This window comes from Pseudoalteromonas sp. DY56-GL79 (assembly GCF_041414765.1).
Lineage (GTDB): Bacteria > Pseudomonadota > Gammaproteobacteria > Enterobacterales > Alteromonadaceae > Pseudoalteromonas > Pseudoalteromonas piscicida.
In genome coordinates, this window is the sequence record NZ_JANHZS010000035.1 from 1 (window position 1) to 26,461 (window position 26,461).

At 42.4% G+C, this 26,461-nt stretch carries 23 protein-coding genes and 1 tRNA gene; 14 read left to right on the forward strand and 10 right to left on the reverse strand.

The annotated features are described in order from the left end of the window. The first annotated feature begins 1 nt into the window (after window position 1). Both NO992_RS20990 and NO992_RS20995 read left to right on the forward strand, forming a co-directional pair. A tRNA-Glu gene (locus tag NO992_RS20990) sits at window positions 2-69 on the forward strand. Between the two features lie 287 nt (window positions 70-356). Further along, window positions 357-1,946, forward strand: coding sequence for a PAS domain-containing methyl-accepting chemotaxis protein (locus NO992_RS20995; protein WP_371380310.1), 1,590 nt, complete (start codon window positions 357-359; stop codon window positions 1,944-1,946). 195 nt (window positions 1,947-2,141) lie between these two features. Here NO992_RS20995 and folE2 read toward each other — a convergent pair whose 3' ends face one another. Continuing rightward, window positions 2,142-3,062, reverse strand: coding sequence for a GTP cyclohydrolase FolE2 (gene folE2, locus NO992_RS21000; RefSeq protein WP_010379414.1), 921 nt, complete (start codon window positions 3,060-3,062; stop codon window positions 2,142-2,144). A 321-nt stretch (window positions 3,063-3,383) separates the two neighbouring features. On the opposite strand from folE2, the gene arcB reads away from it, so the two are divergent. Further along, window positions 3,384-5,702: an aerobic respiration two-component sensor histidine kinase ArcB gene (gene arcB, locus NO992_RS21005; protein WP_017216546.1), complete on the forward strand. Its 2,319-nt coding sequence runs from the start codon at window positions 3,384-3,386 to the stop codon at window positions 5,700-5,702. A 9-nt stretch (window positions 5,703-5,711) separates the two neighbouring features. Here the strand turns inward: arcB and arcA are convergent, their stop codons facing one another. The 5 genes from arcA to trmB all read right to left on the reverse strand — a co-directional run bounded on the left by arcA (window position 5,712) and on the right by trmB (window position 10,678). Next, the gene (gene arcA, locus NO992_RS21010; protein ID WP_010379411.1) at window positions 5,712-6,431 is read right to left on the reverse strand and encodes a two-component system response regulator ArcA; all 720 of its coding nucleotides are present in this window, start codon (window positions 6,429-6,431) and stop codon (window positions 5,712-5,714) included. Window positions 6,432-6,538: 107 nt separating this feature from the next. Continuing rightward, window positions 6,539-7,060, reverse strand: coding sequence for a YfiR family protein (locus tag NO992_RS21015; RefSeq protein ID WP_010379409.1), 522 nt, complete (start codon window positions 7,058-7,060; stop codon window positions 6,539-6,541). After that, entirely contained in the window at window positions 7,057-8,679 is a 1,623-nt protein-coding gene (locus tag NO992_RS21020) for an ATP-binding protein (RefSeq protein ID WP_371380313.1), read from the reverse strand. The genes NO992_RS21015 and NO992_RS21020 overlap by 4 nt, the downstream gene beginning before the upstream one ends. A gap of 164 nt (window positions 8,680-8,843) precedes the next feature. Then, the gene (locus tag NO992_RS21025) at window positions 8,844-9,872 is read right to left on the reverse strand and encodes a methyltransferase (protein WP_371380315.1); all 1,029 of its coding nucleotides are present in this window, start codon (window positions 9,870-9,872) and stop codon (window positions 8,844-8,846) included. An 80-nt stretch (window positions 9,873-9,952) separates the two neighbouring features. Then, window positions 9,953-10,678, reverse strand: a complete 726-nt coding sequence (trmB, locus tag NO992_RS21030) for a tRNA (guanosine(46)-N7)-methyltransferase TrmB (RefSeq protein WP_010379403.1) — start codon at window positions 10,676-10,678, stop codon at window positions 9,953-9,955. Between the two features lie 144 nt (window positions 10,679-10,822). Between trmB and mutY the strand changes: the two genes are divergently transcribed. Both mutY and NO992_RS21040 read left to right on the forward strand, forming a co-directional pair. After that, window positions 10,823-11,884 (forward strand): A/G-specific adenine glycosylase, encoded by a 1,062-nt coding sequence (gene mutY, locus NO992_RS21035; RefSeq protein WP_371380317.1) that lies wholly within the window; start codon window positions 10,823-10,825, stop codon window positions 11,882-11,884. Between the two features lie 65 nt (window positions 11,885-11,949). Beyond that, window positions 11,950-12,222 (forward strand): oxidative damage protection protein, encoded by a 273-nt coding sequence (locus NO992_RS21040; RefSeq protein ID WP_010379401.1) that lies wholly within the window; start codon window positions 11,950-11,952, stop codon window positions 12,220-12,222. A gap of 49 nt (window positions 12,223-12,271) precedes the next feature. Here NO992_RS21040 and ispB read toward each other — a convergent pair whose 3' ends face one another. Further along, on the reverse strand, window positions 12,272-13,243 hold the full coding sequence (gene ispB / locus NO992_RS21045) for an octaprenyl diphosphate synthase (RefSeq protein WP_010374573.1): 972 nt from the start codon (window positions 13,241-13,243) through the stop codon (window positions 12,272-12,274). A 417-nt stretch (window positions 13,244-13,660) separates the two neighbouring features. Here ispB and rplU point away from each other — a divergent pair, with 417 nt between their 5' ends. From rplU to glsB, 7 genes are all read left to right on the forward strand, one after another. Continuing rightward, a complete protein-coding gene (rplU, locus tag NO992_RS21050) occupies window positions 13,661-13,972 on the forward strand; it encodes a 50S ribosomal protein L21 (RefSeq protein ID WP_010374575.1) in 312 nt (103 codons plus the stop codon). A gap of 19 nt (window positions 13,973-13,991) precedes the next feature. Continuing rightward, complete coding sequence (gene rpmA / locus NO992_RS21055) at window positions 13,992-14,249, forward strand: 50S ribosomal protein L27 (protein ID WP_010374578.1); 258 nt, start codon at window positions 13,992-13,994, stop codon at window positions 14,247-14,249. A gap of 169 nt (window positions 14,250-14,418) precedes the next feature. Next, window positions 14,419-15,576 carry an Obg family GTPase CgtA gene (gene cgtA / locus NO992_RS21060; RefSeq protein WP_010374580.1) on the forward strand — a complete coding sequence of 386 codons (1,158 nt, stop codon included), beginning with the start codon at window positions 14,419-14,421 and terminating at the stop codon, window positions 15,574-15,576. Between the two features lie 379 nt (window positions 15,577-15,955). After that, a complete protein-coding gene (gene folA, locus NO992_RS21065) occupies window positions 15,956-16,447 on the forward strand; it encodes a type 3 dihydrofolate reductase (protein ID WP_026345589.1) in 492 nt (163 codons plus the stop codon). Between the two features lie 79 nt (window positions 16,448-16,526). Beyond that, window positions 16,527-16,898, forward strand: a complete 372-nt coding sequence (locus tag NO992_RS21070) for a DUF3718 domain-containing protein (protein WP_010374584.1) — start codon at window positions 16,527-16,529, stop codon at window positions 16,896-16,898. Between the two features lie 221 nt (window positions 16,899-17,119). Continuing rightward, the gene (hpf, locus tag NO992_RS21075) at window positions 17,120-17,476 is read left to right on the forward strand and encodes a ribosome hibernation-promoting factor, HPF/YfiA family (RefSeq protein ID WP_010374586.1); all 357 of its coding nucleotides are present in this window, start codon (window positions 17,120-17,122) and stop codon (window positions 17,474-17,476) included. An 86-nt stretch (window positions 17,477-17,562) separates the two neighbouring features. Continuing rightward, window positions 17,563-18,480, forward strand: a complete 918-nt coding sequence (gene glsB / locus NO992_RS21080; RefSeq protein ID WP_010374588.1) for a glutaminase B — start codon at window positions 17,563-17,565, stop codon at window positions 18,478-18,480. Between the two features lie 83 nt (window positions 18,481-18,563). On the opposite strand, the gene NO992_RS21085 is transcribed toward glsB, so the two are convergent. Continuing rightward, the gene (locus NO992_RS21085) at window positions 18,564-19,868 is read right to left on the reverse strand and encodes an inosine/guanosine kinase (protein ID WP_010374590.1); all 1,305 of its coding nucleotides are present in this window, start codon (window positions 19,866-19,868) and stop codon (window positions 18,564-18,566) included. Between the two features lie 259 nt (window positions 19,869-20,127). Between NO992_RS21085 and tadA the strand changes: the two genes are divergently transcribed. Next, a complete protein-coding gene (gene tadA, locus NO992_RS21090; RefSeq protein ID WP_010374591.1) occupies window positions 20,128-20,628 on the forward strand; it encodes a tRNA adenosine(34) deaminase TadA in 501 nt (166 codons plus the stop codon). Here tadA and NO992_RS21095 read toward each other — a convergent pair. Both NO992_RS21095 and mltF read right to left on the reverse strand, forming a co-directional pair. Continuing rightward, window positions 20,625-20,807, reverse strand: a complete 183-nt coding sequence (locus NO992_RS21095; RefSeq protein ID WP_010374594.1) for a hypothetical protein — start codon at window positions 20,805-20,807, stop codon at window positions 20,625-20,627. The two genes, tadA and NO992_RS21095, sit on opposite strands and share 4 nt — an antisense overlap. A gap of 129 nt (window positions 20,808-20,936) precedes the next feature. Further along, window positions 20,937-22,367, reverse strand: a complete 1,431-nt coding sequence (mltF, locus tag NO992_RS21100) for a membrane-bound lytic murein transglycosylase MltF (protein WP_010374596.1) — start codon at window positions 22,365-22,367, stop codon at window positions 20,937-20,939. A gap of 201 nt (window positions 22,368-22,568) precedes the next feature. Between mltF and purL the strand changes: the two genes are divergently transcribed. Further along, entirely contained in the window at window positions 22,569-26,453 is a 3,885-nt protein-coding gene (gene purL / locus NO992_RS21105) for a phosphoribosylformylglycinamidine synthase (protein WP_371380322.1), read from the forward strand. The last annotated feature ends 8 nt before the right edge of the window (window positions 26,454-26,461 follow it).

Consider the following 26,461-nt stretch of genomic DNA (forward strand, 5'->3'; position numbering starts at 1 on the left):
TCGTCTAGAGGCCTAGGACACCGCCCTTTCACGGCGGTAACAGGGGTTCGAATCCCCTAGGGGACGCCACTTACTTTCCATATTCTATTCCTCATCTTATTGATATTTATATTTACCTTTCTTAGTTGTTTAAGCTCAGAACTCTGCTAGCTTTTATATTAACTTTCTGTTGTTCGTTAAGTATTCATACCAATTTTTCTTAATACTTGATCCTTCAAAATAGAACACTTAATTGTGTAAATTGGTATCAAATTATATTTCACTATGATCTCAATCAGTCTTTCGGTGAAATCTCTTACGGTTTTTAAGAAAGTAATAATTTATTATCTATTGCCCTTTTTAATCGAGAGCGAGCTATGACAAAAGGTAGAGCTGATTACACAGGAAAAGAGAATGATTATCCAAGTTCTTACAATCTACTTTCAACGACAAACGTAAAAGGTCAGATAAAGTATGCAAATTCACAGTTTTGTGAAGTTGCAGGGTTTTCACTTAGTGAGTTAGAGGGGAAGCCCCATAATATCGTTAGGCATCCAACAATGCCTAAAGCCGCTTTCAAGAATCTATGGGATTATATCGAAGCGGGTAAACCTTGGATGGGAATGGTTAAAAACCGCTGCAAGAATGGCGATCACTATTGGGTTAATGCTTTTGTTACTCCTATTAAAGATGCATCTGGTAAGACTGTCGAATATCAATCAGTGAGGACAAAGCCGAGCCGGGAAGTCGTTAACCGTGCAGAGGAAATCTACACTGATTTAAATAACGGTGTGTCACCAAGTAAATTTACTCGTGCCTCTTGGTCTTTGTCAGCTCAAATGATGGCAATAATCATTGTTTTCTATGCCTTGACCATGTTGATCTCAACTTTATCATCACCTTGGAATTACTTCGCTGAAACTCTGCTTACTCTCGCTGTTTTATTTATTACTTATTCTCGCCTTGCTCCAGTGCGATCGCTCAGCGAAAAAGCAAAAAAGGTCTACGATAACCCTTTGATGCAAAAGGTGTATCTTAATAAGGTTAATGATGTTGCATCTATAGAGCTTGCCTTACTTGCTAGAGAATCCGAGCTTCGGGCTGTGCTTGGACGTGTTAAAGATGCGAGTGCCACCGTTTCAGAGTACGCAACCAAAACGATGCAAGAATGCAAAACGAGTTCTGATATTTTAAATCGACAGCAAGCGCAAACCGGCTCCTTAGCAACAGCAATTAATCAGATGTCGGTATCGATTGGTGAAATAGCCTCTAATACTAACAATGCAGCGCAGCAATCCGAAGCAGCCCTTGAATCCGTTGTGAAAGGCAACAAAGCCGTCGATGACAATATGGAAAATAATTATGCTTTATCGGAAGAGTTATCTCGCACGCAAAAAGATATAGAAGATCTTAATGCGCAAACAGTTAACATCGAAGGAGTTGTCGACGTGATCCGAGGGATCTCCGAGCAAACTAACCTACTTGCTTTAAATGCTGCTATAGAGGCTGCACGGGCCGGTGAGCAGGGAAGAGGATTTGCGGTTGTTGCTGATGAGGTGAGAGCGCTTGCGCAAAGGACACAAGATTCGACAGCCGAGATTAATGGTATTATTGCCGATCTGAGGCAACGAGCAGAACGGGCGGTTACTGCCATTCAAAGTGGAGTAGAGCGCTCCTCTGAATGTGTAGTAAAGGCAGAAGGTACTAAAGTGAGCCTTGAAACGATCAACACAATAGTAAATGAAATATCAGGTTTGAACTATCAAATTGCGACATCGACAGAAGAAATGTCGAGTGTTTCTAATGAGCTTAACGCAAATGCAGTGACAATTTCAGGTCTTGCGGATGAGTCTATGGAAAGTGCGCGTAAAACGCATGAAACGATGAAAAATACAGAGCAGGCTTTAGAAAATCAAGAGGTGCTTGTCGAGCAGTTTATTCGAAAATTAAACAGTGCCCACCGTTGAGTAGATAACTTAAAGTAATACAGTACTTACCTTGTTGTGTATGGGAGAAGTGTAATCAGAGCTATCTAGCTCTGATTAATAATAGTAGTAAACGGAGCGGACCTAATACCAATTGCATTAATTCTCCAGCCAATTTGAAGGGGGAGATGCCATATTAGTGCCGTCAAAAATAGCTCTTTTAATTAATTGGTATAATTAAACGCTGTAGCCGTCTTCAACCCCTTTCACAGCATAGGCTACTGCGTCATGAGCATGAAGAGATTCGTAATGGTTTATCTTCACATAGAAATCTAAATAAGTTTGCTGGTTTAGCAATGCTTTTAACTTCCTAGCTGCATCTTCACAAAACATTAGGTTTTGGCCATTTAGGCGCGCAAACTCTTGCTCATCTTCTCGTTTTACGGCGGCTTGAACGGGAGTTTTCAACTCGTTTTCAACCAACTCGATCAGATCTAAAATTTCAAACTCAGCACTATTATCTGTAAGCTTAACTTTTACATTTGCAATCGAGCGCTGAGAATGGGGTGTTGCAACGATCCCTTCTGTGCTACCTAGCCAGTTATGCACACTATGGAAATCTAATTGTTTACCATCGAAAGCTTGTTGGAAAGCGTTTTGGATCAGTTGACGAGACAGTGCTGCCGAACAGGGGCAAGTCGATGAGTAAGCAACGTCAAGCGCCAGTTCTAGCTTGTAAATACCGTTTATCAGCGTCGCATCAAGGGTAATTGGGTATGATTTCCATCCCATTTTTTTACTTAAAAGCGAAGGGCGTCTGATAGGCAATTCAAACTGCAGGGTTACTTTTGCACCTGTACTTAAGTCGCTATGCGTACTTAAAAAGTTATCTAACAACTGCTTTAGAGTTTTTGGTGTAAGTACTTGCTCACAAGAAAGCGTGTCAAGAGCAAGAAAGAGGCGTGACATGTGAATGCCTTTTGCGTCTTCTTTTTGCAAATTAACAAAAGCATCGGCTTTGGCTGTAACAGTAACTTGATTTAGGCCTTTGCTTTCTAATACTAAAGGCAACTCTATGTTACCCATGCCTACCCAGTCTAAAGTTCCTGTTTGTAACGCACTAGCACTGTGTGCAATGTCTGGCATGTTATTTTGCATCGACGCTCTCTTTTCTCACGACTTAAAAAACGGGCATATTACACGAAATCAGATTAAGTTGGGATGGTGAGCTTAAATCTATCCGCACTAAATTAGATGATTTGTGCATTTAGTGATACAGAGTCTCATGTCCGTTATCTATCGTTCTGCTTAGTGTGTATGAAAATGAGTGAATGATCTGACCTCGCAATTTCTATACTCGCTTATTACTAGGGCTTTTGTATAATATTTACTTTGAGGGCTTGAAAAGCAATTCAGTCAGGCTCAAGCGGTAGAATATAAACTTGCCTGACAAGTGTTTAATAATGGTGAAGTAATAATATGACAGAAAATTCGTTTGGCTCATGGGCTCGAATTTTATCAAACTTGGTAGAAAAATACGGTAACAAGCGGGCGTTTGCCATCGCTTATGCTTTTACGCTCTTCGTTGCAGTTATTCTATCTTGCATGTTTTACTATGTTGCATTAGGTGTAGTTGAAATTGTTGATATATCGGCACTCTTTTTCTTAACCGCTGTTATTGCGCCCGCTCTCATCATGATGTCCGTCGCAGCAATGCGAGAGGTACACTCATCTAAGGCCTATTTGGAGTCGGCAACACAACAAGAAAAGATGCTGAATCAAACACTAAAAGACAATATTAATCGTTTAAATAGTGAGATTGACGAGCGTAAAATTGCTTTGCATGCTAAACACCGTGCGATAGATGAATTAAGAAAAGAAATTGCAGAACGTAAAAAGACCCAACAAGAACTTGCGCAGCAAGGTATGTTACTGCGAAGCATTGTTGATTCATCTCCTGATCTGTTCTATTACCGCGATGAAAACGGTGTATTCGCAGGCTGTAACAAGATGTTCGAATTAGTGATGGGCAAAAGCAGTGAAGAACTAATTGGTAAATCAGTCGAACAAATATATTCAGAGCAATATCTTCCAAAAGTACTTGAAACAGATAGCCAGGTATCAGAAACACAGCAACCATTAACACTTGACGTAGAGTATCCTGTTGAAGGCGAACCTCGTTGGTTTGAAATGCGCAAGCTGCCATTTATCAATGATAAAGGTGAATATATAGGCTTGTTGGCCTTTGGCCGTGATATTACTAGTCGTAAAGAAGCCGAGCAGGCGTTAGAAACTGCGTATAAGGATAAAGGTAAGTTTATTGCTACGCTAAGTCATGAATTAAGAACCCCGCTCAATGGTATTGTGGGTCTGACGCGCATGATGTTAGACACCGATCTGACTGCGCAACAAAAAAGCTGGTGTAATACCGTGTTTTCAAGCGCGGAGACGCTTGGCAATATTTTTAACGACATCATTGATTTAGATAAAATTGATAGGGAGCAGCTAGATATAGCAACGGACAGTATCAATGTCTCTGATTTTATAAACGATGTAGTCAACTTTGCAGGTCTAATTGCCGACCAGAAGGGCTTAGAATTTACTATTAATCGTTCTGGAATCTTAGACGTTTATGCGTTACTCGATCCGACACGTCTACGTCAGGTACTCTGGAATCTAATTAATAATGCAGTGAAGTTTACCCACAAGGGGAATGTTACGCTGGAATGCCGCCGCGAGAATCGAGATGATGGACCATGGCTGACAATTAGCGTTATAGATACAGGTATGGGAATATCTGAAGATCAGCTTGAGCGGATCTTTGAGATGTATTACAAGGCTCCTGATGCGTCGGGCAGCAATGCGATTGGCTCGGGCATTGGCCTTGCGGTTACTAAAGCCCTAGTTCAGGCTATGAAAGGAACGATAGCGGTTACTAGCCAAGAAGGTAAGGGGAGTCGTTTTGATGTTGAGATCCCGTTACAGCTATGTAATGCACCGAAAGAACAAAGTTACGCTGGTAGAAGCTTGTACATTTTACTTGTTGAGGATGTGCCGTTAAACGCTGAAATTGCAACAAATCTATTAGAACAGCGAGGGCATGAAGTTATTTGGGCTGAAACTGGCGAGGACGCTCTCTCGTTTGTTGAAACTGAGGATGACCTAGATCTCATTCTTTTGGATATGCAGTTACCAGATATCAATGGTGATGTTGTCGCGCGCCAAATAAGAGAAGACAGCCACTTTGATCACTTACCAATTGTTGCCTTAACTGCAAACGTCAGAAGCGCCGAGCAAGAGCTTGAGGGGATTAATGTCCAGGGAGCTTTGGCCAAACCAATAAATACTACTAAGCTCGACAAAATGCTCGCTGAGTTATTTGGAATTGAGGCACAGAAAAACAAACAAAGTATCGATATTCGAGAAGCGTTATCACAACCTGAGTACTCCGATTTAGATATAGAGACTATTTGCGACTTTGTTGAGTCTATGGGGGCTGCTGCATTTCAAAGAAGCTGTGACCTATTTACTAAGCTCAGTCCTAAGTACTGTCAAGAGCTCAGAGAAGCTGTTGCACAAAATGATATCGAGGAATATGGTGCGGTTGCACATAAAGTTAAAGGTGCTGCTGGTTCGGTAGGGTTGCAACTTGCACAATTACAAGCAAAGAAAATGGAATTAGAATCAGAAGGGAAAGAGGAAGAGACGCTATTGAATTGGGTTTCTGAGTTAGAGGCAAAAATAGAAGAAGGGCAAGAAGCCCTTCATCCATTAATTGCAAAACTCGCTGAAGATTAGTAAAAACGATTATTGAGCGTCGAGTTTACCAATGAAACGGTAACCTTCACCGTGAATTGTACTAATTAATTCAGGCGTATTGTTATCAGTTTCGAAATGCTTACGAATACGACGAATAGTAACGTCAACAGTACGGTCATTTGCACGAAGTTCACGACCAGTCATGTGCTTGATAAGCTGCTCACGGCTAAAGATGCGGCCAGGCGAATCTAGCATTAGACGAAGTGCACGATATTCACCTTTTGGTAGACGCTTCGAGTCACCTGTTGGAGATGTTAAACAGCGACTGTTTTCATCTAACTCCCAACCATTAAAAGTAATAACGCCGTTGCTATCAATTGTTGACTCTTCTGCAGACGTGCCAGTACGAGAGATTAGGTTGCGAGCACGAATTGTTAGTTCACGCGGGTTAAATGGTTTTGTGATGTAATCATCAGCACCAATCTCAAGACCAAGAATGCGGTCAACATCATTGTCACGACCTGTTAGGAAAATAAGGCCGATGTTTTTCTTCTGGCGTAATTCACGCGCCAAAATTAAACCATTTTTACCAGGAAGGTTGATATCCATGATTACAAGGTTTACATCATCATTTGATGTCAACTTGTCATGCATGTCATCGCCATCAATGGCTTCGATTACTTTGTAACCTTCCGCTTCAAATAAACTAACGAGGTTCAGTCGAGTTACGTCTTCATCCTCTACAATTAGAATGACTGGCGTTTGCATTATTAATTAACCTTTTCGGAATATATAATTTACAATGTGTCCGGACTTATATAATAAATCCGAATATTTACGATTATAGGAGCTTATCCAATTGTTAACAAGTAAAATCAGTTGGGATGAAACTTGGATACGGCAAGCAGCCTTGAGCGCACGATGAAGTACTGTTTTTCTAGTGCTTGCTTATTTATATACAGTCGAATTTTGCTCCCTTCTTGGACCAAAGAAGCAATCCCGCCTCTTTCTAAAAACTCAATACTTTCGCCCACGGTCAACATGTTTGACTCTATTGTATCGGTCCAAGCGGACAGTATATCATTTTCGCTAGTTTCATCAATGTATGTGATATCGCAAGCGCTGGAAAGTTCCCTATAACTCCAGGTTTTTTTTGCTTCTACGAGCTCAATGGGTTTGCCTCGCACATTTAGCTTTGTTGCACTTTTTAGTTCAGCAGCAGGCCCTGATTCAAGTGAATAGAAGCAAAATTGAATACTGGTTTTTGTGTTTTCGTCGGGAAACTCGACGAATTTTGCCATCTGATAGAGAAAAGCAGAGCGAACCTGATCTGGTGATTTTGCAGTTGTATTTAAGGAGACAAATAAAAGCAAAATAACTAGATTAATCAACCTCATTTTAGATTACCCGACAGAGGAAGAGTTATAATAAATTTAGCACCTTGGCTAAATTCTTCATCTAAAGTGATCGAGCCTCCAAGTGCTTGGGTTACCAAGTTATAAACCAAATGCATACCTAGGCCGCTTCCACCCTCACCTCTACGAGTTGTGACAAACGGATCGAAGATGCGCTTTTTAATTGCTTTGGGTACACCCATTCCGTTGTCTGCATACTCAATAGCAAGTTGCCCCATTGATGGTTTCACAGTAATTGAAATGCTATTGCTTTGTTGATCTTTAAAGCCATGGAGTAAGGAGTTGGATATAAGCTGCTCTAACACTTGTTGTAATGGCCCCGCTTTACTTTCGATTGCAAGTCCAGAGTCACAGTCAATAGTCACTTCAGGTTGTTTTGTGGAGAGTTCAGCTCGCATAGATGCTACGACTTCAGTAAGCAGGTTTGACAAATCTATTTGTGAGTTCACTTCTAGATCCTGACTTACCGCCAAGCGCTTAAAGCTAGAAACCAGCTCAGCCGCTCGGTTTAGGTTGCGGTAGATGAGATCAAGATTTTCAATTCCATCGTTAACAAAGCGCTCTAACTGCTTGGAGGTCAGAGACTTTGTTTGAAACGCTTCGCGAATATCGGATAATTTGTCTCTTAACAACGTAGAGCCTGTGATACCCAAACCGATAGGGGTATTTACCTCGTGGGCAACACCTGCCACCATTTGCCCCAGCGAAGCCATTTTTTCGTTCTCGATGATTTGGTTTTGGTATTGATGCATTCGCTCTAAAGCGTTCAGTAGCTCTTGGTTAGCCTCTCTCAACGCAATTGTGCGTTGATTCACTTTTTCTTCCAAGCTCTGGTTGAGCTGTTTTATTTCTTGTTTATCCGCTTTATGACGCTCAAGTTGATTTTCGGTGCGAGCTAACATGATATTTAAGTTATTTGCTAGCACGTTTAGTTCAGCAATATTGCTTCCTGGCGCTCTAGCACTGTAATTATGATTTTTTGAAACGTCCTGCAATAGTGCTGAGAGTCCTTCAATTGGCGTCGCTATACGCTTTTGGATCCCCCTTGAAACTAGCAATACGAGGAGTAGTACGAATAAGGTGAGCGCGATATCTACCAAGATTTTTTTATTTATATAGTTTGAGAGCCTTTCTAAACCGCCGCGGACATAAACATAACCTTCAATATTCCCCTCATAAATTACAGGTTTAATCAATTCAATGTAGTCTTCTGAGACCTTGGGGGTTTTTAACTCTTCAATTTGATTAACCTTTAGCGGTACTGGTGGTGTTCGACTGGCGTTGTAACTGGTAAAAAATACAGGGCTGTTGGTTACGTCATCCATGGCATAGATATGGATGTTTTTGATGATATCCACTTGTTGAAAAGACTTTAGACGTGCATCTTCTGTTTTTCGATCATCGAATAAAATAGTGATCTGAGAATTGAACGCAACGATGTCGGCTATCATCTCTATTTTGTTGATGATCAGTTGCTTTTGCTCTTTTACATCAAGGTAAGTGGAAATAGATATGGATAAAGAGAGGCACAGCGCGGTTACAAGCATCACTGCGCTGATCAATACTTTTCTTATGCTTGTTTTGGTTAATTGCTTACTCATTCTTATTCCAGCTGTATGATCAGCCTTAGCTGCGGCTACAGAGCTTTTGAGATCCAATAACTCATTATAATAAAGTAGAGCAAATCTTTGAAAATGAAAAGATAAAAGGTGGGTTTGAGTTAAGGTTTACTTGATATAAGCAAGTAAACCTTAGAGTTAGTAAACTACTGCGCTTTATAGATGGCGAATTTAGTGTTTTTAGTGACAACTTCAAACTGTTCAAACTGAGCTTCTAAAATAGGTGGGTATTTTAAGAAGCTATTTGCAACTAGCTGAATATTAGACTTGGTATCCATATGACGCTTAATGTTATGTAGAAATTGCTCAGCGATATCATAGTCTGTTGAAAGGCCTGTATGAAATGGTGGATTGCTTAAAATAAGGTTGAATTTACCATTCAATTCACTCAAACCATCGCTAAGTAACAAAGTTGCACTGAGGTTGTTTAAAGCTAAAGTCTGCTGCGTGGCAAACAGCGCAAGCGCATTGACATCCAAACAGGTAAACTTAAGAGTTGGGCTGTTCAATAAGGCGTAGCAGGCAATAAGTCCTGCACCACAGCCAAAATCTAACACTTTACCTTTATAGGGAAGGGTGACATTTTCTAGTAATAGTTGAGTACCAGCATCGAGCTTCCCATGATTAAATACACCAGGCAAACTTGCTGCAGTAAACTCGGTCTTGGCGATACGCACTGAAAATGTCTGTACATAATGGCTTACGTCAAAACTTGGGTTGGCAGTAAGCTGATCAAACTCATACAAAATGCAGTGTTTTGCGCTTTCTAATTTATAACAGTGTGCAGCGTGTTCTTTAAGTTGCTTTTCTGCACTTTTCACCCCACTTTTGTTTTCGCCAACAACGAGTAACCTAGTTTCAGCCGTGCTCAAGTGACGAATATTGTCAAACACCATTTGTGCTTCAGGTTTTGACTTAGGGTAATAATAAATAACTAAATCAATATCTTGCAATTGCGGTAGTTGATGATCTACATAGCTCATAACATCGGCGATTTTATCGGCGTGAAGGTGGTCTGCAAAATCGAAACTAAACGCATGAATTGCCGAACTTGGATTGAGCGCTTTTAATTCACGTAGGAAGCCATCGCGCTGATGGTTAATAACCAGAATATTGTTGGCAATAAGCTCTTCTTCATTACGAAGTAGTAATAAACTCGGGTTGGTAAACTGCAACGCTAGCTCCTAGTGAATGTACTCAAATAGATGGGCAATGAAGCAGCCTGATGAGCCGCTCCATTATAAAGAGGGGTTGTTTAGCTAATACGCTCGAACATTAAGTCCCAAACGCCATGTCCTAAACGATGGCCTCGTTGCTCAAACTTAGTAAGCGGTCTAAAGTCTGGGCGAGGAACATAGTCATTGCTTTGCGACTGGTTTTTATAACCAGGTGCTGCACTCATCACTTCAAGCATATGTTCGGCATAGTTTTCCCAGTCAGTTGCCATATGGAACACACCACCGACTTTAAGCTTTTGGCGTATTTTGTCAGCAAATTCAAGTTGTACAATGCGGCGTTTGTGGTGACGCTTTTTATGCCATGGATCTGGAAAGAATAGCTGTAATTTAGCAAGGCTGCCATCAGCGATACAATCCGCTAAGATTTCAACTGCATCATGTTCAAAAACACGTAAGTTAGTGATGCCTTGCTCATCTGCATCCATCAAACAAGCACCTACACCTGGACGGTGTACTTCTATGCCAATAAAGTTTTGTTGTGGGTTATTTTTTGCCATCTCAACGAGAGATTTACCCATACCAAATCCAATCTCAAGAACGACTTCATTGCTGTTACCAAAAACTTCAGTAAAGTCTAGCAAACCTTGTTGGTGTTCCAGTCCCATTGTTGGCCAGCATTTTTCTAGCGATGCTGCTTGGCCTTTTGTAAGACGTCCTTCACGCTTAACAAAGCTACGCACTTTTCTGATGTACTTGCCTTCTTCCTGCGCCTGTTCGAGCGCACTTTTGCTTGATTCGTTCATGGTCATTTCTATGCTCGTGAAAATGGTCGCATATTATCGTCATTCAGTTGGCAATAAACAAGTATAGAGTGAAACTTTACGTGGTGACTATTAAAGCGATTGTGATTACACTGGCGGCTTTTGTAGCAAGTACTAGTCAAGTTTATGAAAGTTAGCCAGCAACAAGCTAAGTGGTTTGGTGAGCAAGTTGTGTCTTGGTATCACCTTCATGGTAGAAAAACACTGCCGTGGCAACTCGGAAAAACGCCGTATAAAGTATGGGTTTCAGAGGTGATGTTACAGCAGACTCAAGTAACCACAGTTATTCCTTATTTTGAGCGCTTTATGGCGCGCTTCCCAACGGTAATTGCGTTGGCCGATGCACCGGAAGATGAAGTGTTACACCATTGGACTGGGCTTGGTTATTACGCCAGAGCAAGAAATCTTCATAAAGCTGCAAAGGTGATCAGAGATAGTTATAAGGGTAAATTCCCACAAACATTAGAAGCGGTGATGGACTTACCGGGCATTGGTCGCTCTACCGCAGGCGCGATACTCTCTCTTGCGCTTGGTCAGCATCATCCAATACTCGATGGTAATGTTAAGCGGGTACTCGCTAGGTTTTATATGGTTGAGGGCTGGTACGGAGTAAAAAAGGTCGAAAATCAGTTATGGTCTTTGAGTGATGCCGTCACGCCAAGCGGTGATGTAAGAGCATTTAATCAGGCGATGATGGATTTAGGTTCAGGCGTATGTACCAGAAGTAAGCCAAACTGTGATGTTTGCCCACTTGTTGAGGAATGTTCAGCGTTCAAAAATAATCGGGTTAAAGAATTTCCAAACCCTAAACCCAAAAAGGAGAAGCCAAAAAAACGTACTCACCACTTAATAATTAAATGTGATGATAAAGTTTTGATGGAGAAGCGTCCTTCGAGTGGAATATGGGGTGGGTTATTCGGCTTTTTTGAGTTTGCAGAGCAAGATGAATTAGACGCGTTTATTAAGCAGCAAGAACTTAAACTTGAATGTACAAATACACTTGAACCCTTTGTGCATATTTTTACGCATTTTGAGTTAACTATTACCCCCGTGGTTGTAGAAGTAAAAAGCATGCCAGATTGTGTGCATGATCAGCAATTGCTGTGGTTCGATACTCATAATCCACCAGAGGTTGGGCTTGCTGCGCCGACTAAAAAGTTGGTTAAAGTATTAACCGCAATAGGGTAAACTGACGCTATCACTGGTGCTGACTCTCATTGAGTGCACGATTAAAATTGAAGAGGTAGATACTCATGGCACGTACGGTATTTTGTCAAAAGTTACAAAAGGAAGCGCCTGGACTGGATTTTCAACTGTATCCAGGAGAAGTTGGTGAACGTATATTTAATAACATCTCTAAAGAAGCTTGGCAGCAATGGCAACACAAGCAAACCATGCTAATTAACGAAAAGCATCTTAATATGATGGATCCTGAGCATAGGCAAATGCTTGAAGAGCAGATGGTCGGCTTTTTGTTTGAAGATAAAGAAGTCGAAATTGAAGGCTACAGGCCACCAGAAAAATAAAGGTCGCATCAGCGACCTTTTTATAGCTCATAAACTGGCTAGGGGACGATTAATACTCTCTATCCACTGAAAGTTTAGCAAGTCCTATCAGTGCTTCTTTGTGCACTGAGTCAGGTAAAATGCTCAATTGTGCAATCGCTTTTTGGGCTTCTTCTTGGGCTTTAGCCATCGTGAAGTCAAGTGCTTTGGTCTCGGCTAGTGTTGCTAAAATATCTTCAAGATAATCAAGTCCATTACCACTTTCTATTGCAGTTCTGATCTGAGCTGTTTGCTGAGCATTTGCATGCTGCATTGCATAAATAAGCGGAAGCGTAGGTTTACCCTCGGCGAGATCATCGCCAATATTCTTGCCCAGCAATTCTGCGTTAGCACTGTAGTCAAGAATATCGTCTACAAGTTGGAAGGCTGTGCCTAAATGCATACCGTAAAGCTTAAGTGCAGTTTTAATTTCGTCTGATTGCTCTAACACTACAGCGGGTAGTAAAGTTGCAGCTTCAAAAAGCTTTGCCGTTTTGCTGTAGATAACCTGCATATAACTCTTTTCAGTTGTATCTGGGTCATTACAGTTCATTAGCTGTAACACTTCGCCCTCAGCGATAATATTGGTTGCATCCGCTAGGATCTGCATGACTTCCATATTGCCAAGACCAACCATCAACTGGAATGAACGAGTGTAGATAAAATCACCGACTAATACGCTTGCGGCATTTCCAAATTCAGCATTTGCAGTCGGTTCTCCACGGCGCAGTAATGACTCATCAACCACGTCATCGTGGAGTAAGGTTGCTGTGTGAATAAACTCTACAATTGTCGCTAGTGTGATGTGTTTATCACCTTCGTAACCTAATGCTCGTGCAGCCAAAAGGGCTAACATTGGGCGGATGCGTTTTCCTCCGCTATTTACAATGTATAAACCTAGCTGTTTTACAAGTGCAACATCAGATTGCATTTGTTGATGTATAAGTTGGTTGACGTCAAGCATATCTTGCTCAACCAAATTTTGGATAGTTTTTATATCCATTGCGCTCCGAGCCAATCTATTAACCGAAAATGAATAAACTCGGCGATTGTACTACAAAAAAATCATCGACTCGATAAATTGTCGTAGTTGCTTATAAAAAAACGTTTTTATGCTTACTTTTTGTGCTTTTAATGGTCGCGTAATGGGTGAAATAGGTACAGTGAAATCTCATTTGGCACTGTATTAGGTAAACTATAGATTCGCCTTTTGTCTGATGAATTGAGAGAAAAAAGAGCTTGGCTTTGACATTTTTTTGACTAGAATAGGGGAAAATATTTGATTGCCCTCATACGAGCTAAATTTTATTCACTTTCTTCAAATTTGCTCTTGCGCCAAGATACGCATTAGCGTAAACTTCGCGCCCTATTGAAGAATATTAAGTTGCGTCGATTTGAGGGCGCACAGACGGAGTTAATTATGTACGCGGTTTTCCAAAGTGGTGGTAAACAGCACCGTGTGACTGAAGGTCAAACAATTCGTTTAGAAAAGCTAAACGTTGAAACTGGTGCAGCAGTTGAATTTGATTCAGTACTTCTAATTGCTGATGGTGAAAAGATCGAGATCGGTGCACCGTTTGTTAACGGTGGTAAAATTACAGCTGAAGTTGTATCTCACGGTCGTGGCGAGAAGATTAAGATTGTTAAGTTTAGACGTCGTAAGCATTCTCGTAAGCAGATGGGCCACCGTCAGTGGTTCACTGAAGTTAAAATCACTGGCATTAGCGCTTAATTTTTAGAGGTACAGAAAGATGGCACATAAGAAGGCAGCTGGTAGTACTCGTAACGGTCGCGATTCAGAAAGTAAACGCTTAGGTGTTAAACGTTTTGGTGGCGAATCAGTTCTAGCGGGTAGCATCATCGTTCGTCAACGTGGTACTAAGTTCCACGCTGGTTCTAACGCAGGTATCGGTAAAGACCACACAATCTTCGCAAAAGCAGACGGTAAAGTTGTTTTTGAGCAGAAAGGTCCTTTAAACCGTAAATACGTTAGCATCGTTGCTGAGTAATCGGTATTAAATACTAAAAAACCCCGCTTAGGCGGGGTTTTTTGTTTTCAGCACATCAATTACCAAATTAGCTATATCAAGGCGTATTAATACAATTGGTATTAGGAGCGATTTGTCGCTGCTGCTATAATGGTGTAGTGAATTCAGACAGAGTTAAAGAGTTTAAACCATGAAGTTTGTCGATGAAGTAGAGATTAGAGCGGAAGCCGGAGATGGGGGCAGTGGTGTCGTTTCATTCCGCCGCGAAAAGTTTGTGCCAGATGGTGGCCCAGACGGTGGTGATGGTGGCGATGGCGGTAGTGTATTCCTGCAGGCTGATGAAAATTTAAATACGCTTATCGACTATCAGTTTGAACGCTTTCACAGGGCTGAGCGTGGTACCAATGGTCAAGGCCGTAATTGTACCGGTAAAAAAGGTCAGGACTTAGTACTTAAGGTACCAGTTGGTACAAGAGTTACAGATGTCGATACTGAAGAGTGTTTAGGCGATTTGACCAAAAATGGACAAAAGCTGATCGTAGCGAAAGGTGGGTATCATGGTCTTGGTAATACGCGTTTTAAGTCAAGTACTAATCGCGCACCAAGACAGAAAACGCTGGGTACTCAAGGTGAAGTTCGTAACCTTCGCTTAGAATTAATGCTGCTTGCAGACGTCGGTTTGTTAGGTCTGCCAAATGCTGGTAAATCTACGTTTATCCGCAGTGTATCTGCTGCCAAACCAAAAGTCGCTGACTATCCATTTACCACGCTAGTGCCCAATTTAGGTGTTGTAAGACCTGAAGCGAGCAAGTCATTTGTAATTGCTGATATCCCAGGCCTAATTGAAGGTGCAGCTGACGGTGCAGGCCTTGGTATTCGTTTCTTAAAGCACTTAGAGCGCTGTCGAGTGTTATTACACATTATTGATGTGATGCCGGTTGACGGTAGTGATCCTGTTGAGAATGGCTTCGCTATTATTAACGAACTGCATCAATACAGCCCTAAGTTAGCGGAAAAGCCTCGTTGGTTAGTGCTAAATAAAGTGGATTTATTGCTTGAAGAAGAAAGAGAAGAAGTATGCGCTCGTATTGCTGAAGAGCTAGACGCAGAAAACTTTTATATGATCTCTGCTGCAAACAAGTTAAATACGCAACCTTTGTGCTTTGATATCATGAACCTTCTTGAAAGCATGCCAAAAGATAAATTCGAAGAAGAGCAGCAAGAAGAAGTTGAATTTAAGTGGGACACATACCACAGACATGCAACTAAAAATGATAAGAGCGACGATGATGACTGGGATGATTGGGATGACGACGACTACGATGTTGAAGTTATTTACGAGCGTTAAGTTACATTGAATTTATTCTAAGAGGCCCATTAAATGGGCCTTTTTTATGCCTATTTGAACGGTATATTACTTCAACGCAGTATTCTCGCCGTAATTGTGTTGAAGATGATATACTAATCAACCTGAACTCGGGATAACAACTTGTTCTCTAGCAGCTGTTATCCCTTACTACTGCGTTAAATTTGCTTGCAATAGGCCAGCTATTGACGCACAAATTTGCCTTGTATTAAGAAATAACTTCTGGCTAGAGTGATACTACGCTTTTGAGCTTAGTGATTTTAGTGGATTAACTTACTTCTTATCCCGAGTCAGGTTAACCAAACATCTTACATGCTAATTGTGTGTATAAACTAATACTAAAATACTATAAAGGTGCGTTGTGGTAATTTCAATGATAGCTGCGATGGCAAATAACCGTGTTATCGGAAAAGATAACGATATGCCGTGGCACTTACCTGCAGATCTTCAACATTTCAAAAAGGTTACGCTAGGTAAACCAGTGATTATGGGCCGAAAGACATTTGAGTCTATTGGTAGACCTCTTCCTGGTCGTAGAAACATAGTGATATCCAGAAATCTTGACTATACTCAAGAAGGTATTGAAGTCCTCGCTTCACCTGAAGCCGCACTTAGTGCTGTTAGGGGTTGTGACGAAATTATGATAATTGGTGGTGGTCATATATATGACATATTTCTTCCTTATGCTCAGCGGCTCTATTTGACCTTCATCGATTTAGAAGTTGAAGGGGATACTCAATTTCCTGACTACGAGCAAGTTGCTGAGTGGGAAGTGCTTGAAACTGAGTGTAACGAACCTGATGAAAGAAATAACCATAGTTATAAATTCGTAACTCTGAACAAAAAACTATGAGTTTCTTGCTAACAATTGTTTAGGTTGCTAAAATATAGCCAGTTATATGCTACGAATAAAGTATTAAAGGGTCTGTGTAATGAAATTAACTACCGTGCTACTGTCAGCTTCTATCGCTGTTGCAGCTTTTTCTTTCAGCAAACCAGTAAGTGCAAACGATCAGTTGGCGCTTTCTATATGTGAATATATCGCAGCGGACGATAAAAATCGCATTCGTAACGCTTTGAAAACATCACGCCTTAAAATGCGTAATGTTTACGATGCAATCCAGTGCAACGGTAACAACTTACTTAGACATGCAATTGCTAGCAACGCTGTCGATTCGGGCGAGTACATTATTAAAAGTATTCCAAAAAGCGCGTTAGAAGATGGTAAAGATTTAGCGTGGGCTGAGTCAAACCACGGTGGTTCAGCATTGATTGCTGTCATCAAAGAGCGTGCAGGCCTTTAATTGTAAAGTTTACGCAATATGAAAAGAGCCCTTTCTAGGGCTTTTTTTATGCCTGAGTTTTCTAACAATCCTAATTAGCGCGTAATTTTTCTACCAATCTATTTTTTGATTAGAATCAGCTTCCTTCCAATTTTTGTAATAAATTTCTGCTAAGGCTCTTGAGAAATCGAGCAATCGTGCCAATACTATTGTTAAGGGTAAACGCAAAAGAAGGATTGCATATGAAGATTAATTTATCTGGCCATCACGTAGATGTAACCGATGCTGTTAAAAACCACGTTCATGAAAAGTTTGCCAAGATCGCTAACCATTTTCCGTCGTTGTTATCCCTAGACATCATCGTCAGCAAAGAACACAAACAATTTTACACGGAGATAAGTACAAACTACGCAGGTAGCCGAATATCAGTAAAAGGTGAAGACGAAGTGATGTATCCTGCTATTGCTAAAGCGTCTAAAAAGCTGGATGCAGCTTTGAAGCACCGAAAAGGTCAGTTAAAAGCCAATAAACATCAAAAGCCGGTGAGTACAACGCCACCTATTGCGCACGAGATTATTCAAGAAATGGAACTGAAATAACCTTAGTTTCAGATAAACATCAGGCCCTACGGGGCCTTTTTTGATACACTTCTCCAATCACCCTAGCTAGCCTTAATTACGAGCATATGCCAAATTACCAAGAAATTTTAGAACAGGCTGCACAGCGAGTTCAACCGTTGTTACGCCAAGGCAAAGTTGCTAACTATATTCCCGCTTTAGCTGAGCAGCCGTTAGAACAATTTTCTGTTTCACTTCACACGGTAGATGGCGAAACATTTAGTGCTGGAGATACTGAAGCCAGATTTACAATTCAATCAGTATCTAAAGTAATGACATTGACGCTAGCATTGCAGCGCTATGGTGACGAGCTTTGGAGTCGGGTAGGGAAAGAGCCTTCGGGTACTGCTTTTAATTCCTTAACTCAGCTTGAGTTCGAAAATGGCATTCCAAGAAATCCCTTTATAAATGCAGGTGCCATTGTAACTTGTGATGCGCTGTACTCTCGTTTATCTGCTCCAATTCATACCATGCTAGAAAGCTATAGAGCGATGTCTGGTAATGATAAGCTGTGTATTAATAAGGTTGTGGCGCAGTCTGAGTATGATCACAGGTATAGAAATGCAGCGATGGCTTATTTGATGAAGTCATTTGGCAATTTTAATAATGAAGTCGAGGATGTGTTGTGGTCATATTTCAATTTTTGTGCAATAGAAATGAATACCACTGAGTTGGCGAAGTCATTTTCCTATCTGTCTAGTCAAGGTTACTGCAACTTATCAAAACAGCGGATACTAACCAAAAAACAAACCAAGCAAATGAACTCGCTGTTGTTTACGAGTGGTCTTTACGATGCAGCAGGTGACTTCGGTTATCGAGTAGGAATGCCTGGCAAGTCGGGTGTCGGGGGGGCAATAATCGCTATTGTGCCGAATCGTTTTACAATTTCGGTATGGTCGCCAGGGCTTGATAAAGTAGGTAACTCTTTGGCTGGGATCGCGGCATTAGAATACCTATCCAACGAACTTGGTACTGCTATTTTTTGATGCCAAGCTATATACACACTAGATGATATAAAAATAGCGACCGTAGTCGCTATTTTTACCAATCCTAAACAAGCTAAGAACCGTTATTGTTCCCAGTATGATTGCTCTAGTGAGTCTTCACGCTCAGGTAAGCCTCGAGATAGCCTGGGTGAATGCTGAACGAGTACCTCATAGCTTGCACGATTTGCATATTTGCTTATCTGTGCCAAAGATGAATAGGTAATTGCACTTTGTTCATGTTTTGCTGAGTTTGGTACATTCAGCTTATGATATTCATTAGCACAAATATCATGCAGAACAGCGGCAAGGGCACAGTCACCGGCACCATTCGTATTCTTGATTATATCCGGTCCACCCATGTAAGGAGCGGTATGGCTGTATGCTCTGATCGGCTGTTCACATTGGGCTTTTTTCATCGCGCGTGAGAATTCGTAGCGATTAAATTCAGGAATAGCGCCAGGCAGCAACGGGTATTCAGTCACACGCTTGCAGCTGTCATCAACATAACCCGCCATAAACAGCCCTTTAGGGCCTGCGGTACAAATGACCAAATCAACCCAGTCCAGTGCTTTATCTGCGGCAAGAAGTGGATCGCTAAAGCCTGTGATCGCCTCACCTTCTTCTTCGTTCATCGCAAGGATATCAACATGTTTAGCAACGAAGTCAGCCCACCATTTGGGGTCTTGTTCAATTAAGAACTTAGTGCCAAGCGTCAATACTACGGGTATGCCAGCATTATTGGCATACTCAACCGCCTGCATCGTTGCTTGTGTCATGGTTTCGTCGCCACTCGTGCGCATCAAATAAGCGCTGATCACTAACGCCGATGATTCTTCGATAAGCGTTTGGCAAATAGACTCAGGACGTAGGTGATTCATTAATCCTGCGCTGATAGCAAAAGTTCGCTCACCACTGTCATCGATAAGTGTAAAACAACGACCGATGGGGCCATCAACTGGCTGCAAGTAGTCTAGATCAACTCGGCTTGAGGTGTTACATAAAAATTTGTAGGCGTAGCTGCCAATCTTTATGTTTTCACTCATCACTCCAAGTAGTACTGAGCGGTCATCTGCTAGCACTGAATAGTTGTGCATGGTGTTACCTATGGTACCGCCGGCAAATTCATAGTCGATCATGTCATCACGTTTTAGCCTATCATAAAGGGCGTTGGTGACATCATTGTCTATCACTTGTGACATACCACGCTGTAAGTGGAATTCATCAAGAAAAGCTTGATCCACTTTCGCTTCGATATCAACGACGATTTGATCTATACCACAGATATAGCTCCTTTTTAGCCGATCATCAGCGTGTAACTGGTTAATAAGCGGATCTTTATCTTCCACCGGAAAATAGTGTTTATGCCTACGGCGTCCCGGAAATTTCATATTCTACCCGTGTGTTTTTGAGCTTACGAAATAAAAAAAGCGGCGAATTATAGCGTAAATCCAACCCTGTGAGCCACGGCAAAATTGCGAAAATTATCAATAATCTCCGCAAAATATTAAAAAGATGTTGGTAACATCCTGAGTTTGCTTATAAAAGCAGCTGTAATGGTGACTATGATTATTTAAGAATAGCAGCTTAACCAGAGCTCTGCTGGAGGTGATATACTCCATTTTAGGTGAGGACGACAATAAAATTATCATGTCAGAAGTAAAAGATGATCAATATTGGATGAGAATGGCGTTAGCATTTGCTGACAAAGCTGAAGCCGAAAACGAAATTCCAGTCGGTGCTGTTGTAGTGAAAGATGGTGAAATGATAGCTGCGGGTTGGAACCGTTCAATTACCTGTCATGATCCTTCGGCTCACGCTGAAATGATGGCTATTAGAGAAGCTGGCAAAGTCGTTGAAAATTATCGGCTGATTGATTGCACTTTATATGTGACGCTTGAGCCATGTCCTATGTGTGCCGGTTTACTGGTTCATAGCCGCTTGAGCAGAGTGGTGTTTGGTGCCTCTGATGCAAAAACGGGTGCGGCTGGTTCGATAATGAACTTGTTACAGCACGAAAAGCTGAACCACCAACTAGAAGTTACATCGGGCGTATTGGGTGAAGTATGTGGCGAAAAGCTGTCTGCATTTTTTAAGCGCAGACGCCAAGAGATTAAAGCAGCAAAAAAGTTGAAAAACGGTAGTACTTAAGGCTGTACTACCGCTGTGGCTGTTTTTGCGTCCCTTTGCTCTTCCATTTGAATTAGCGCAAAAATACGATGGCGCAAGAGCATTTTACGGTGTGCATTTTTCATCATTACACGACGGCGATTTGGCGACGTGTATTTGGTGTTACGTTTAAATTGATGATTCCGACGTCTTCTCAACATAGAACCTCCGAATGTGAGAGATTAGGTGGGGGTAATGCCCCCAAATATTAATTTAATATAAATACGCTATGCCTATGACAGATTTATGACCTTTTGAAGCATTTATCAAGCCAGTTTAGTAAATATAAATTACTGTTGCTTCTCGACTTCACTGGCTTTGTCCGAATTATCAACCGGAGTCGTTTGCGAAGAGGCTTTACTGCTATCAGGTAGGAGTGCACCGTTGTCTTCCAACCACACAAGTGCATCATAATAGCGGCGAATATTATCTACATACGTTACCGCAACATCACCACGAGCATATCCATATCTTGTATTTCGATAGTAGCGCTTTTTAGTAAGTAGCGGTAGTCGTTTTTTAACATCTGCCCAGTTATTCGGATCGCCACCTTGATCCGCAGTAATGTTGCGTGCATCTCGTACATGGCCCCAGCCTACATTGTAAGAAGCAAGGGCAAGCCAAGTACTATCGGGCTGCTGTATTTCTTCAGGCATACGGTCAAATAAAATACGTAGATATTTGGCACCACCTTCAATATTTTGTTGGGCATTGAGGCGGTTTGTCACGCCAACTTTTTTAGCTGTGGGTTGCGTTAGCATCATAATGCCACGAACCCCAGTTGGAGATTTAGCTCTGGGATCCCACATCGATTCTTGATAGCTGACTGCAGCCAGCAAACGCCAATCGATATTGTGCTGTTTCGAATAACTTTTAAACCACTTGAGATAGGTTGGTAAGGTACTATGTACGGCTTCGACAAAGGCTAAGGTGTTTACATAGTTAAACTCTTCGATATGACCAAAATACTTCTCTTCGAGCGTGGCCAAAAAGTTGTTTTGTTGTACTCGAGCGAAAAATGCAGGCAGCAACGCATATAACGAGTCGTCTTTTTCGTTACGCATCATCCACGCCACATGTTCATCTTTTGTAACTGAAAACGCAATACTGACGGTCGGGTGGTAGCGTCTAAATAGGGCCAGTGAATGTGAGTCTGTAATGGTGTAGTCAATCTCTCCATCAATGATGGCCTGAAGCAGTTCTTCCTCACCTTTATCTGAGACAACCTCCCAACTCAAATGAGGATGGCTTGTTTTAGCCTCTTCAAGCGCGATAACATGATTGCTGTGTGCAAGTACGGTAATTGGCGCTTTAATATCATCAAAGTCTCTTGGCCACTCTCTCCCTTGTTTGTACACGAGCTTTTGACTGATCATTCTATACGTTGGGCCAAAACGATATTGCGCTGTTCTTGATGGGTGGAAGCTCACCGCGGAGGCGACGATATCTAAGTCCCCAGCATCTAGCCTTGCAAATAACTCATCTAAGTTAAAGTAAGGAACGATGTGTAATTCAACACCAAGCTCATTGGCAAATTCACTCGCCAGTTCATATTCGAACCCTTGTTCTCCAGTGGTGCCTTGGTAGTAGTTTCCCGGACCCGCGAGCGTGCCAACACGTAATACCTTATTTTGTTTTACATGTTGCAACTGATTAAGAGGGGCTTTGTCGCACCCAATTAAACAGATGACAACAAAGCACATAAAGACGTATTTAAACATGACCTAGGTTCTCTTTTGCGCTCGAAATCCCAACTTACCGCAGCAAAATCATAATTGCAAAAGCCGAATTAACTTAAGGTAATGATAGATTTGCATGATATTTTCTAGTTTTGACAAATTAGTGTTAATTCCGCGCGCTATTTCCACTATAATGAGCGCCCAAAGATATCGTTCAATCCTTAACCCCGGATGAAAATACCTATGTTAATCCTACGTGGTGCACCTGCACTTTCAGATTTCAAAGTCCAAAAGATCCTTAAAACCTGCGCTGCAGCTCAATTACCAGTTACCAATGTTTATGCCGAGTTCATGCATTTTGCTGATCTAACGGCTGAGCTTTCAGAGACTGAGTTAACTAAGCTAAACAGCCTGTTAAAGTATGGACCGACTATTACGGAGCATAAGCCTGAGGGCAAACTGATCTTGGTAACACCAAGGATCGGAACTATCTCTCCTTGGGCTTCTAAAGCGACAGATATTGCAAACAACTGTGGTCTTACGCAAGTACACCGTGTTGAGCGTGGTATTGCTTATTATGTTGAGGGTGAACTAACACAAGCTCAGTTCGACGAAGTTGCACAGTTACTTCATGACCGCATGACCGAATCTGTTCATGCAGAGCTTGATGATGCAGCTAAATTATTCCGCACGGAAACGCCTCGCCCAATGTCTTCAGTAGATATTCTTGGCGGCGGCCGTGAAGCACTCGCGGTTGCGAATGTTGAGCAAGGCTTTGCACTTGCCGATGACGAAATTGACTACTTAGTTGAAAGCTTTGAAAAGCTTGGCCGTAACCCTAATGACATCGAACTGTTCATGTTCGCTCAAGCAAACTCTGAGCACTGTCGTCACAAAATTTTCAACGCTGATTGGACTATCGATGGTGTAGAGCAGCCTAAGTCGCTGTTTAAAATGATTAAAAACACCTACGAAACCAATAGCGACAACGTGCTGTCGGCGTATAAAGATAACGCTGCGGTAATGGTTGGCTCTAAAGCTGGTCGTTTCTTCCCAAATACAGACGGCGAATATGCTTACCACGAGGAAGATATCCACATTCTGATGAAAGTGGAAACGCACAACCACCCAACGGCGATTGCCCCATTTTCTGGCGCATCAACAGGTTCTGGTGGTGAGATCCGCGATGAAGGTGCAACTGGTCGTGGTTCTAAGCCAAAAGCTGGTTTAGTTGGCTTCACGGTTTCTAACCTTCGTATTCCAGGTTTTGAGCAACCTTGGGAAACTAACTTTGGTAAACCAGGACGCATTGTTAATGCTTTAGACATCATGCTTGATGGCCCACTTGGTGGCGCTGCATTTAACAACGAATTTGGTCGTCCAAACCTATTGGGTTACTTCCGTACTTACGAAGAAAAAGTAGAAAGCCATAATGGCGCTGAAGTACGTGGTTATCACAAGCCAATCATGATCGCTGGTGGTTTAGGCAATATCCGTGAAGATCATGTGCAAAAAGGCTCAATCCCTGTAGGTGCTAAGCTAATCGCACTTGGTGGTCCGGCAATGAACATTGGTCTTGGCGGCGGTGCAGCTTCATCAATGGCATCTGGCCAATCAAACGAAGATTTAGACTTTGCTTCTGTTCAGCGTGAAAACCCTGAGATGGAACGTCGTTGTCAGGAAGTGATCGACAAATGTTGGCAGCTTGGTGATGATAACCCAATAGCGTTTATTCACGATGTGGGCGCGGGTGGTTTATCAAATGCATTCCCTGAGCTTGTCGACGACGGCGGCCGTGGTGGTAAATTCCAGCTGCGTAACATCCCGAACGATGAACCTGGCATGGCACCACACGAAATCTGGTGTAACGAGTCGCAAGAGCGTTATGTACTGGCAGTTGCCGCGGAAGACTTTGCTCGCTTTGAAGCAATTTGTAAGCGTGAGCGCGCACAATATGCGGTAATTGGTGAAGCGACAGAAGAGCGTCACCTAACAGTCGCTGATAGCCACTTTGATAATAATCCTGTGGACCTGCCACTAGACGTATTACTTGGCAAGCCACCTAAAATGCATCGTGACGTTGAGTCAAAGCGTGTAGTGGGTACAGCATTAGATACTGCTGGTATTGAGCTTGAAGATGCAGCTAAGCGTTTACTTCGCCTACCAACGATTGCTGAGAAAACATTCCTTATCACGATTGGTGACAGAACCGTAACAGGTTTGGTTGCACGTGACCAAATGGTTGGCCCTTGGCAGGTACCAGTCGCTAACTGCGCGGTAACGGCGGCAACTTACGATACTTACCACGGTGAAGCGATGTCGATGGGTGAGCGCACCCCAGCGGCACTACTTAACTATGGAGCCTCGGCTCGTCTAGCGGTAGCAGAAGCGTTAACCAATATCGCTGGTGCTAATATCGGTAGCCTAAACAACATTAAGCTTTCGGCAAACTGGATGGCGGCTGCGGGTCACCCAGGCGAAGATGCGGGTCTTTACGAAGCGGTTAAAGCGGTTGGTGAAGAATTATGTCCTGCATTAGGCCTTACAATCCCTGTTGGTAAAGATTCAATGTCGATGAAGACTCAGTGGGATGAGAATGGCGAAGAAAAGTCAGTGACTGCGCCATTATCACTTATCATCACCGCATTTGGTCGTGTTGAAGATATTCGCAAAACAGTCACGCCTGAGCTTCGTACTGATAAGGGTGAAACCAGCCTATTCCTACTTGACTTAGGTGCTGGTCAAAACCGTCTTGGTGCCTCAAGCCTAGCCCAAGTGTACAAGCAACTTGGCGACAAGACACCTGATGTTGACAGCCCAGAGCTGTTAAAAGGCTTCTACAATGCGGTACAAGCATTAGTTGAGTCTGGCAAGCTTATCGCTTACCACGACCGCTCTGACGGTGGTCTATTCACCACTGCCGCCGAAATGGCGTTTGCAGGCCACACAGGTGTGAGCATTGAATTAGATGCGCTGCAAGGTACTGACTTAGAAGTGCTATTTAATGAAGAGCTTGGCGCAGTATTACAAGTTCGCAATGACGATATCGCTGCGGTTGAAGCGATATTTGCTGAGTATGGTATTGCTGATATTGCACATCGCATCGGTACGCTAAACGGTGAAGACAAGGTTATCTTTACTCGTGGCGGTCAGGCGGTACTTGAAAATACTCGCACTGAGCTTCGCACTATTTGGGCTGAGACAACTTACCAGATGCAAGCACTACGTGATAACCCAGATTGCGCGAAGCAAGAGTTTGACGCTAAGTTCGATGACAAAGATCCGGGTCTTAACGTTAAACTAAGCTTTGATCTAAACGAAGATATCGCAGCGCCTTATATTGCAAAAGGGGTGAAGCCTCAAGTTGCCATCTTGCGTGAGCAAGGCGTTAACTCACATATCGAAATGGCGGCAGCATTTAACCGTGCTGGTTTTGCGGCAATCGACGTACACATGAGCGATATCCTTGAAGGTCGCTTAACGCTAGAACAATTCAAAGGCCTAGTGGCATGTGGTGGCTTCTCATACGGTGACGTTTTAGGTGCTGGTGAAGGCTGGGCTAAATCAATCCTATTCCATGACTCAGCACGTGAGCAATTCCAAGGCTTCTTCCAACGCCAAGATACTTTCAGCTTAGGTGTGTGTAATGGTTGTCAGATGCTTTCTACATTAAAAGAGCTGATCCCAGGCACGGAAAACTGGCCACGTTTTGTCACCAACAAGTCAGAGCGTTTTGAAGCGCGTTTCAGCTTAGTTGAAGTACAGCAAAGCCCGTCAATCTTCTTTGATGGTATGGCTGGCTCTCGTATGCCAATCGCGGTATCACATGGTGAAGGTCACGCTGAGTTTGCAAGCGAAGCGGCGGTACAAACTGCACTGAATTCAGGTTCAGTTGCTGTGAAGTTTGTTAATAACTACGGTGATCCAACCACTCAGTATCCAGCTAACCCGAATGGCTCTCCTGCTGGTATTACGGGCATGACGTCAACTGACGGTCGTGCAACTGTGATGATGCCGCACCCTGAGCGTGTATTCAGAGCAGTAGCAAACTCTTGGCACCCAGATGAGTGGCAAGAAGATAGCCCTTGGATGCGTATGTTCCGCAATGCGCGTAAGCGAGTAGGCTAACGAAATTA

Excerpts from the sequence above, each read along its gene's own strand:
- NO992_RS21070 (WP_010374584.1), top strand. The coding sequence starts at position 16,527 with ATGAAATTAACTACCGTGCTACTGTCAGCTTCTATCGCTGTTGCAGCT.
- purL (WP_371380322.1), top strand. The coding sequence starts at position 22,569 with ATGTTAATCCTACGTGGTGCACCTGCACTTTCAGATTTCAAAGTCCAA.
- hpf (WP_010374586.1), top strand. The coding sequence starts at position 17,120 with ATGAAGATTAATTTATCTGGCCATCACGTAGATGTAACCGATGCTGTT.
- NO992_RS21095 (WP_010374594.1), bottom strand. The coding sequence starts at position 20,807 with ATGTTGAGAAGACGTCGGAATCATCAATTTAAACGTAACACCAAATAC.
- NO992_RS21020 (WP_371380313.1), bottom strand. The coding sequence starts at position 8,679 with ATGAGTAAGCAATTAACCAAAACAAGCATAAGAAAAGTATTGATCAGC.
- NO992_RS21015 (WP_010379409.1), bottom strand. The coding sequence starts at position 7,060 with ATGAGGTTGATTAATCTAGTTATTTTGCTTTTATTTGTCTCCTTAAAT.
- NO992_RS21040 (WP_010379401.1), top strand. The coding sequence starts at position 11,950 with ATGGCACGTACGGTATTTTGTCAAAAGTTACAAAAGGAAGCGCCTGGA.
- cgtA (WP_010374580.1), top strand. The coding sequence starts at position 14,419 with ATGAAGTTTGTCGATGAAGTAGAGATTAGAGCGGAAGCCGGAGATGGG.
- rplU (WP_010374575.1), top strand. The coding sequence starts at position 13,661 with ATGTACGCGGTTTTCCAAAGTGGTGGTAAACAGCACCGTGTGACTGAA.
- NO992_RS21085 (WP_010374590.1), bottom strand. The coding sequence starts at position 19,868 with ATGAAATTTCCGGGACGCCGTAGGCATAAACACTATTTTCCGGTGGAA.
- rpmA (WP_010374578.1), top strand. The coding sequence starts at position 13,992 with ATGGCACATAAGAAGGCAGCTGGTAGTACTCGTAACGGTCGCGATTCA.
- mutY (WP_371380317.1), top strand. The coding sequence starts at position 10,823 with ATGAAAGTTAGCCAGCAACAAGCTAAGTGGTTTGGTGAGCAAGTTGTG.
- mltF (WP_010374596.1), bottom strand. The coding sequence starts at position 22,367 with ATGTTTAAATACGTCTTTATGTGCTTTGTTGTCATCTGTTTAATTGGG.
- NO992_RS20995 (WP_371380310.1), top strand. The coding sequence starts at position 357 with ATGACAAAAGGTAGAGCTGATTACACAGGAAAAGAGAATGATTATCCA.
- trmB (WP_010379403.1), bottom strand. The coding sequence starts at position 10,678 with ATGAACGAATCAAGCAAAAGTGCGCTCGAACAGGCGCAGGAAGAAGGC.
- glsB (WP_010374588.1), top strand. The coding sequence starts at position 17,563 with ATGCCAAATTACCAAGAAATTTTAGAACAGGCTGCACAGCGAGTTCAA.
- tadA (WP_010374591.1), top strand. The coding sequence starts at position 20,128 with ATGTCAGAAGTAAAAGATGATCAATATTGGATGAGAATGGCGTTAGCA.
- ispB (WP_010374573.1), bottom strand. The coding sequence starts at position 13,243 with ATGGATATAAAAACTATCCAAAATTTGGTTGAGCAAGATATGCTTGAC.
- arcA (WP_010379411.1), bottom strand. The coding sequence starts at position 6,431 with ATGCAAACGCCAGTCATTCTAATTGTAGAGGATGAAGACGTAACTCGA.
- arcB (WP_017216546.1), top strand. The coding sequence starts at position 3,384 with ATGACAGAAAATTCGTTTGGCTCATGGGCTCGAATTTTATCAAACTTG.
- folE2 (WP_010379414.1), bottom strand. The coding sequence starts at position 3,062 with ATGCAAAATAACATGCCAGACATTGCACACAGTGCTAGTGCGTTACAA.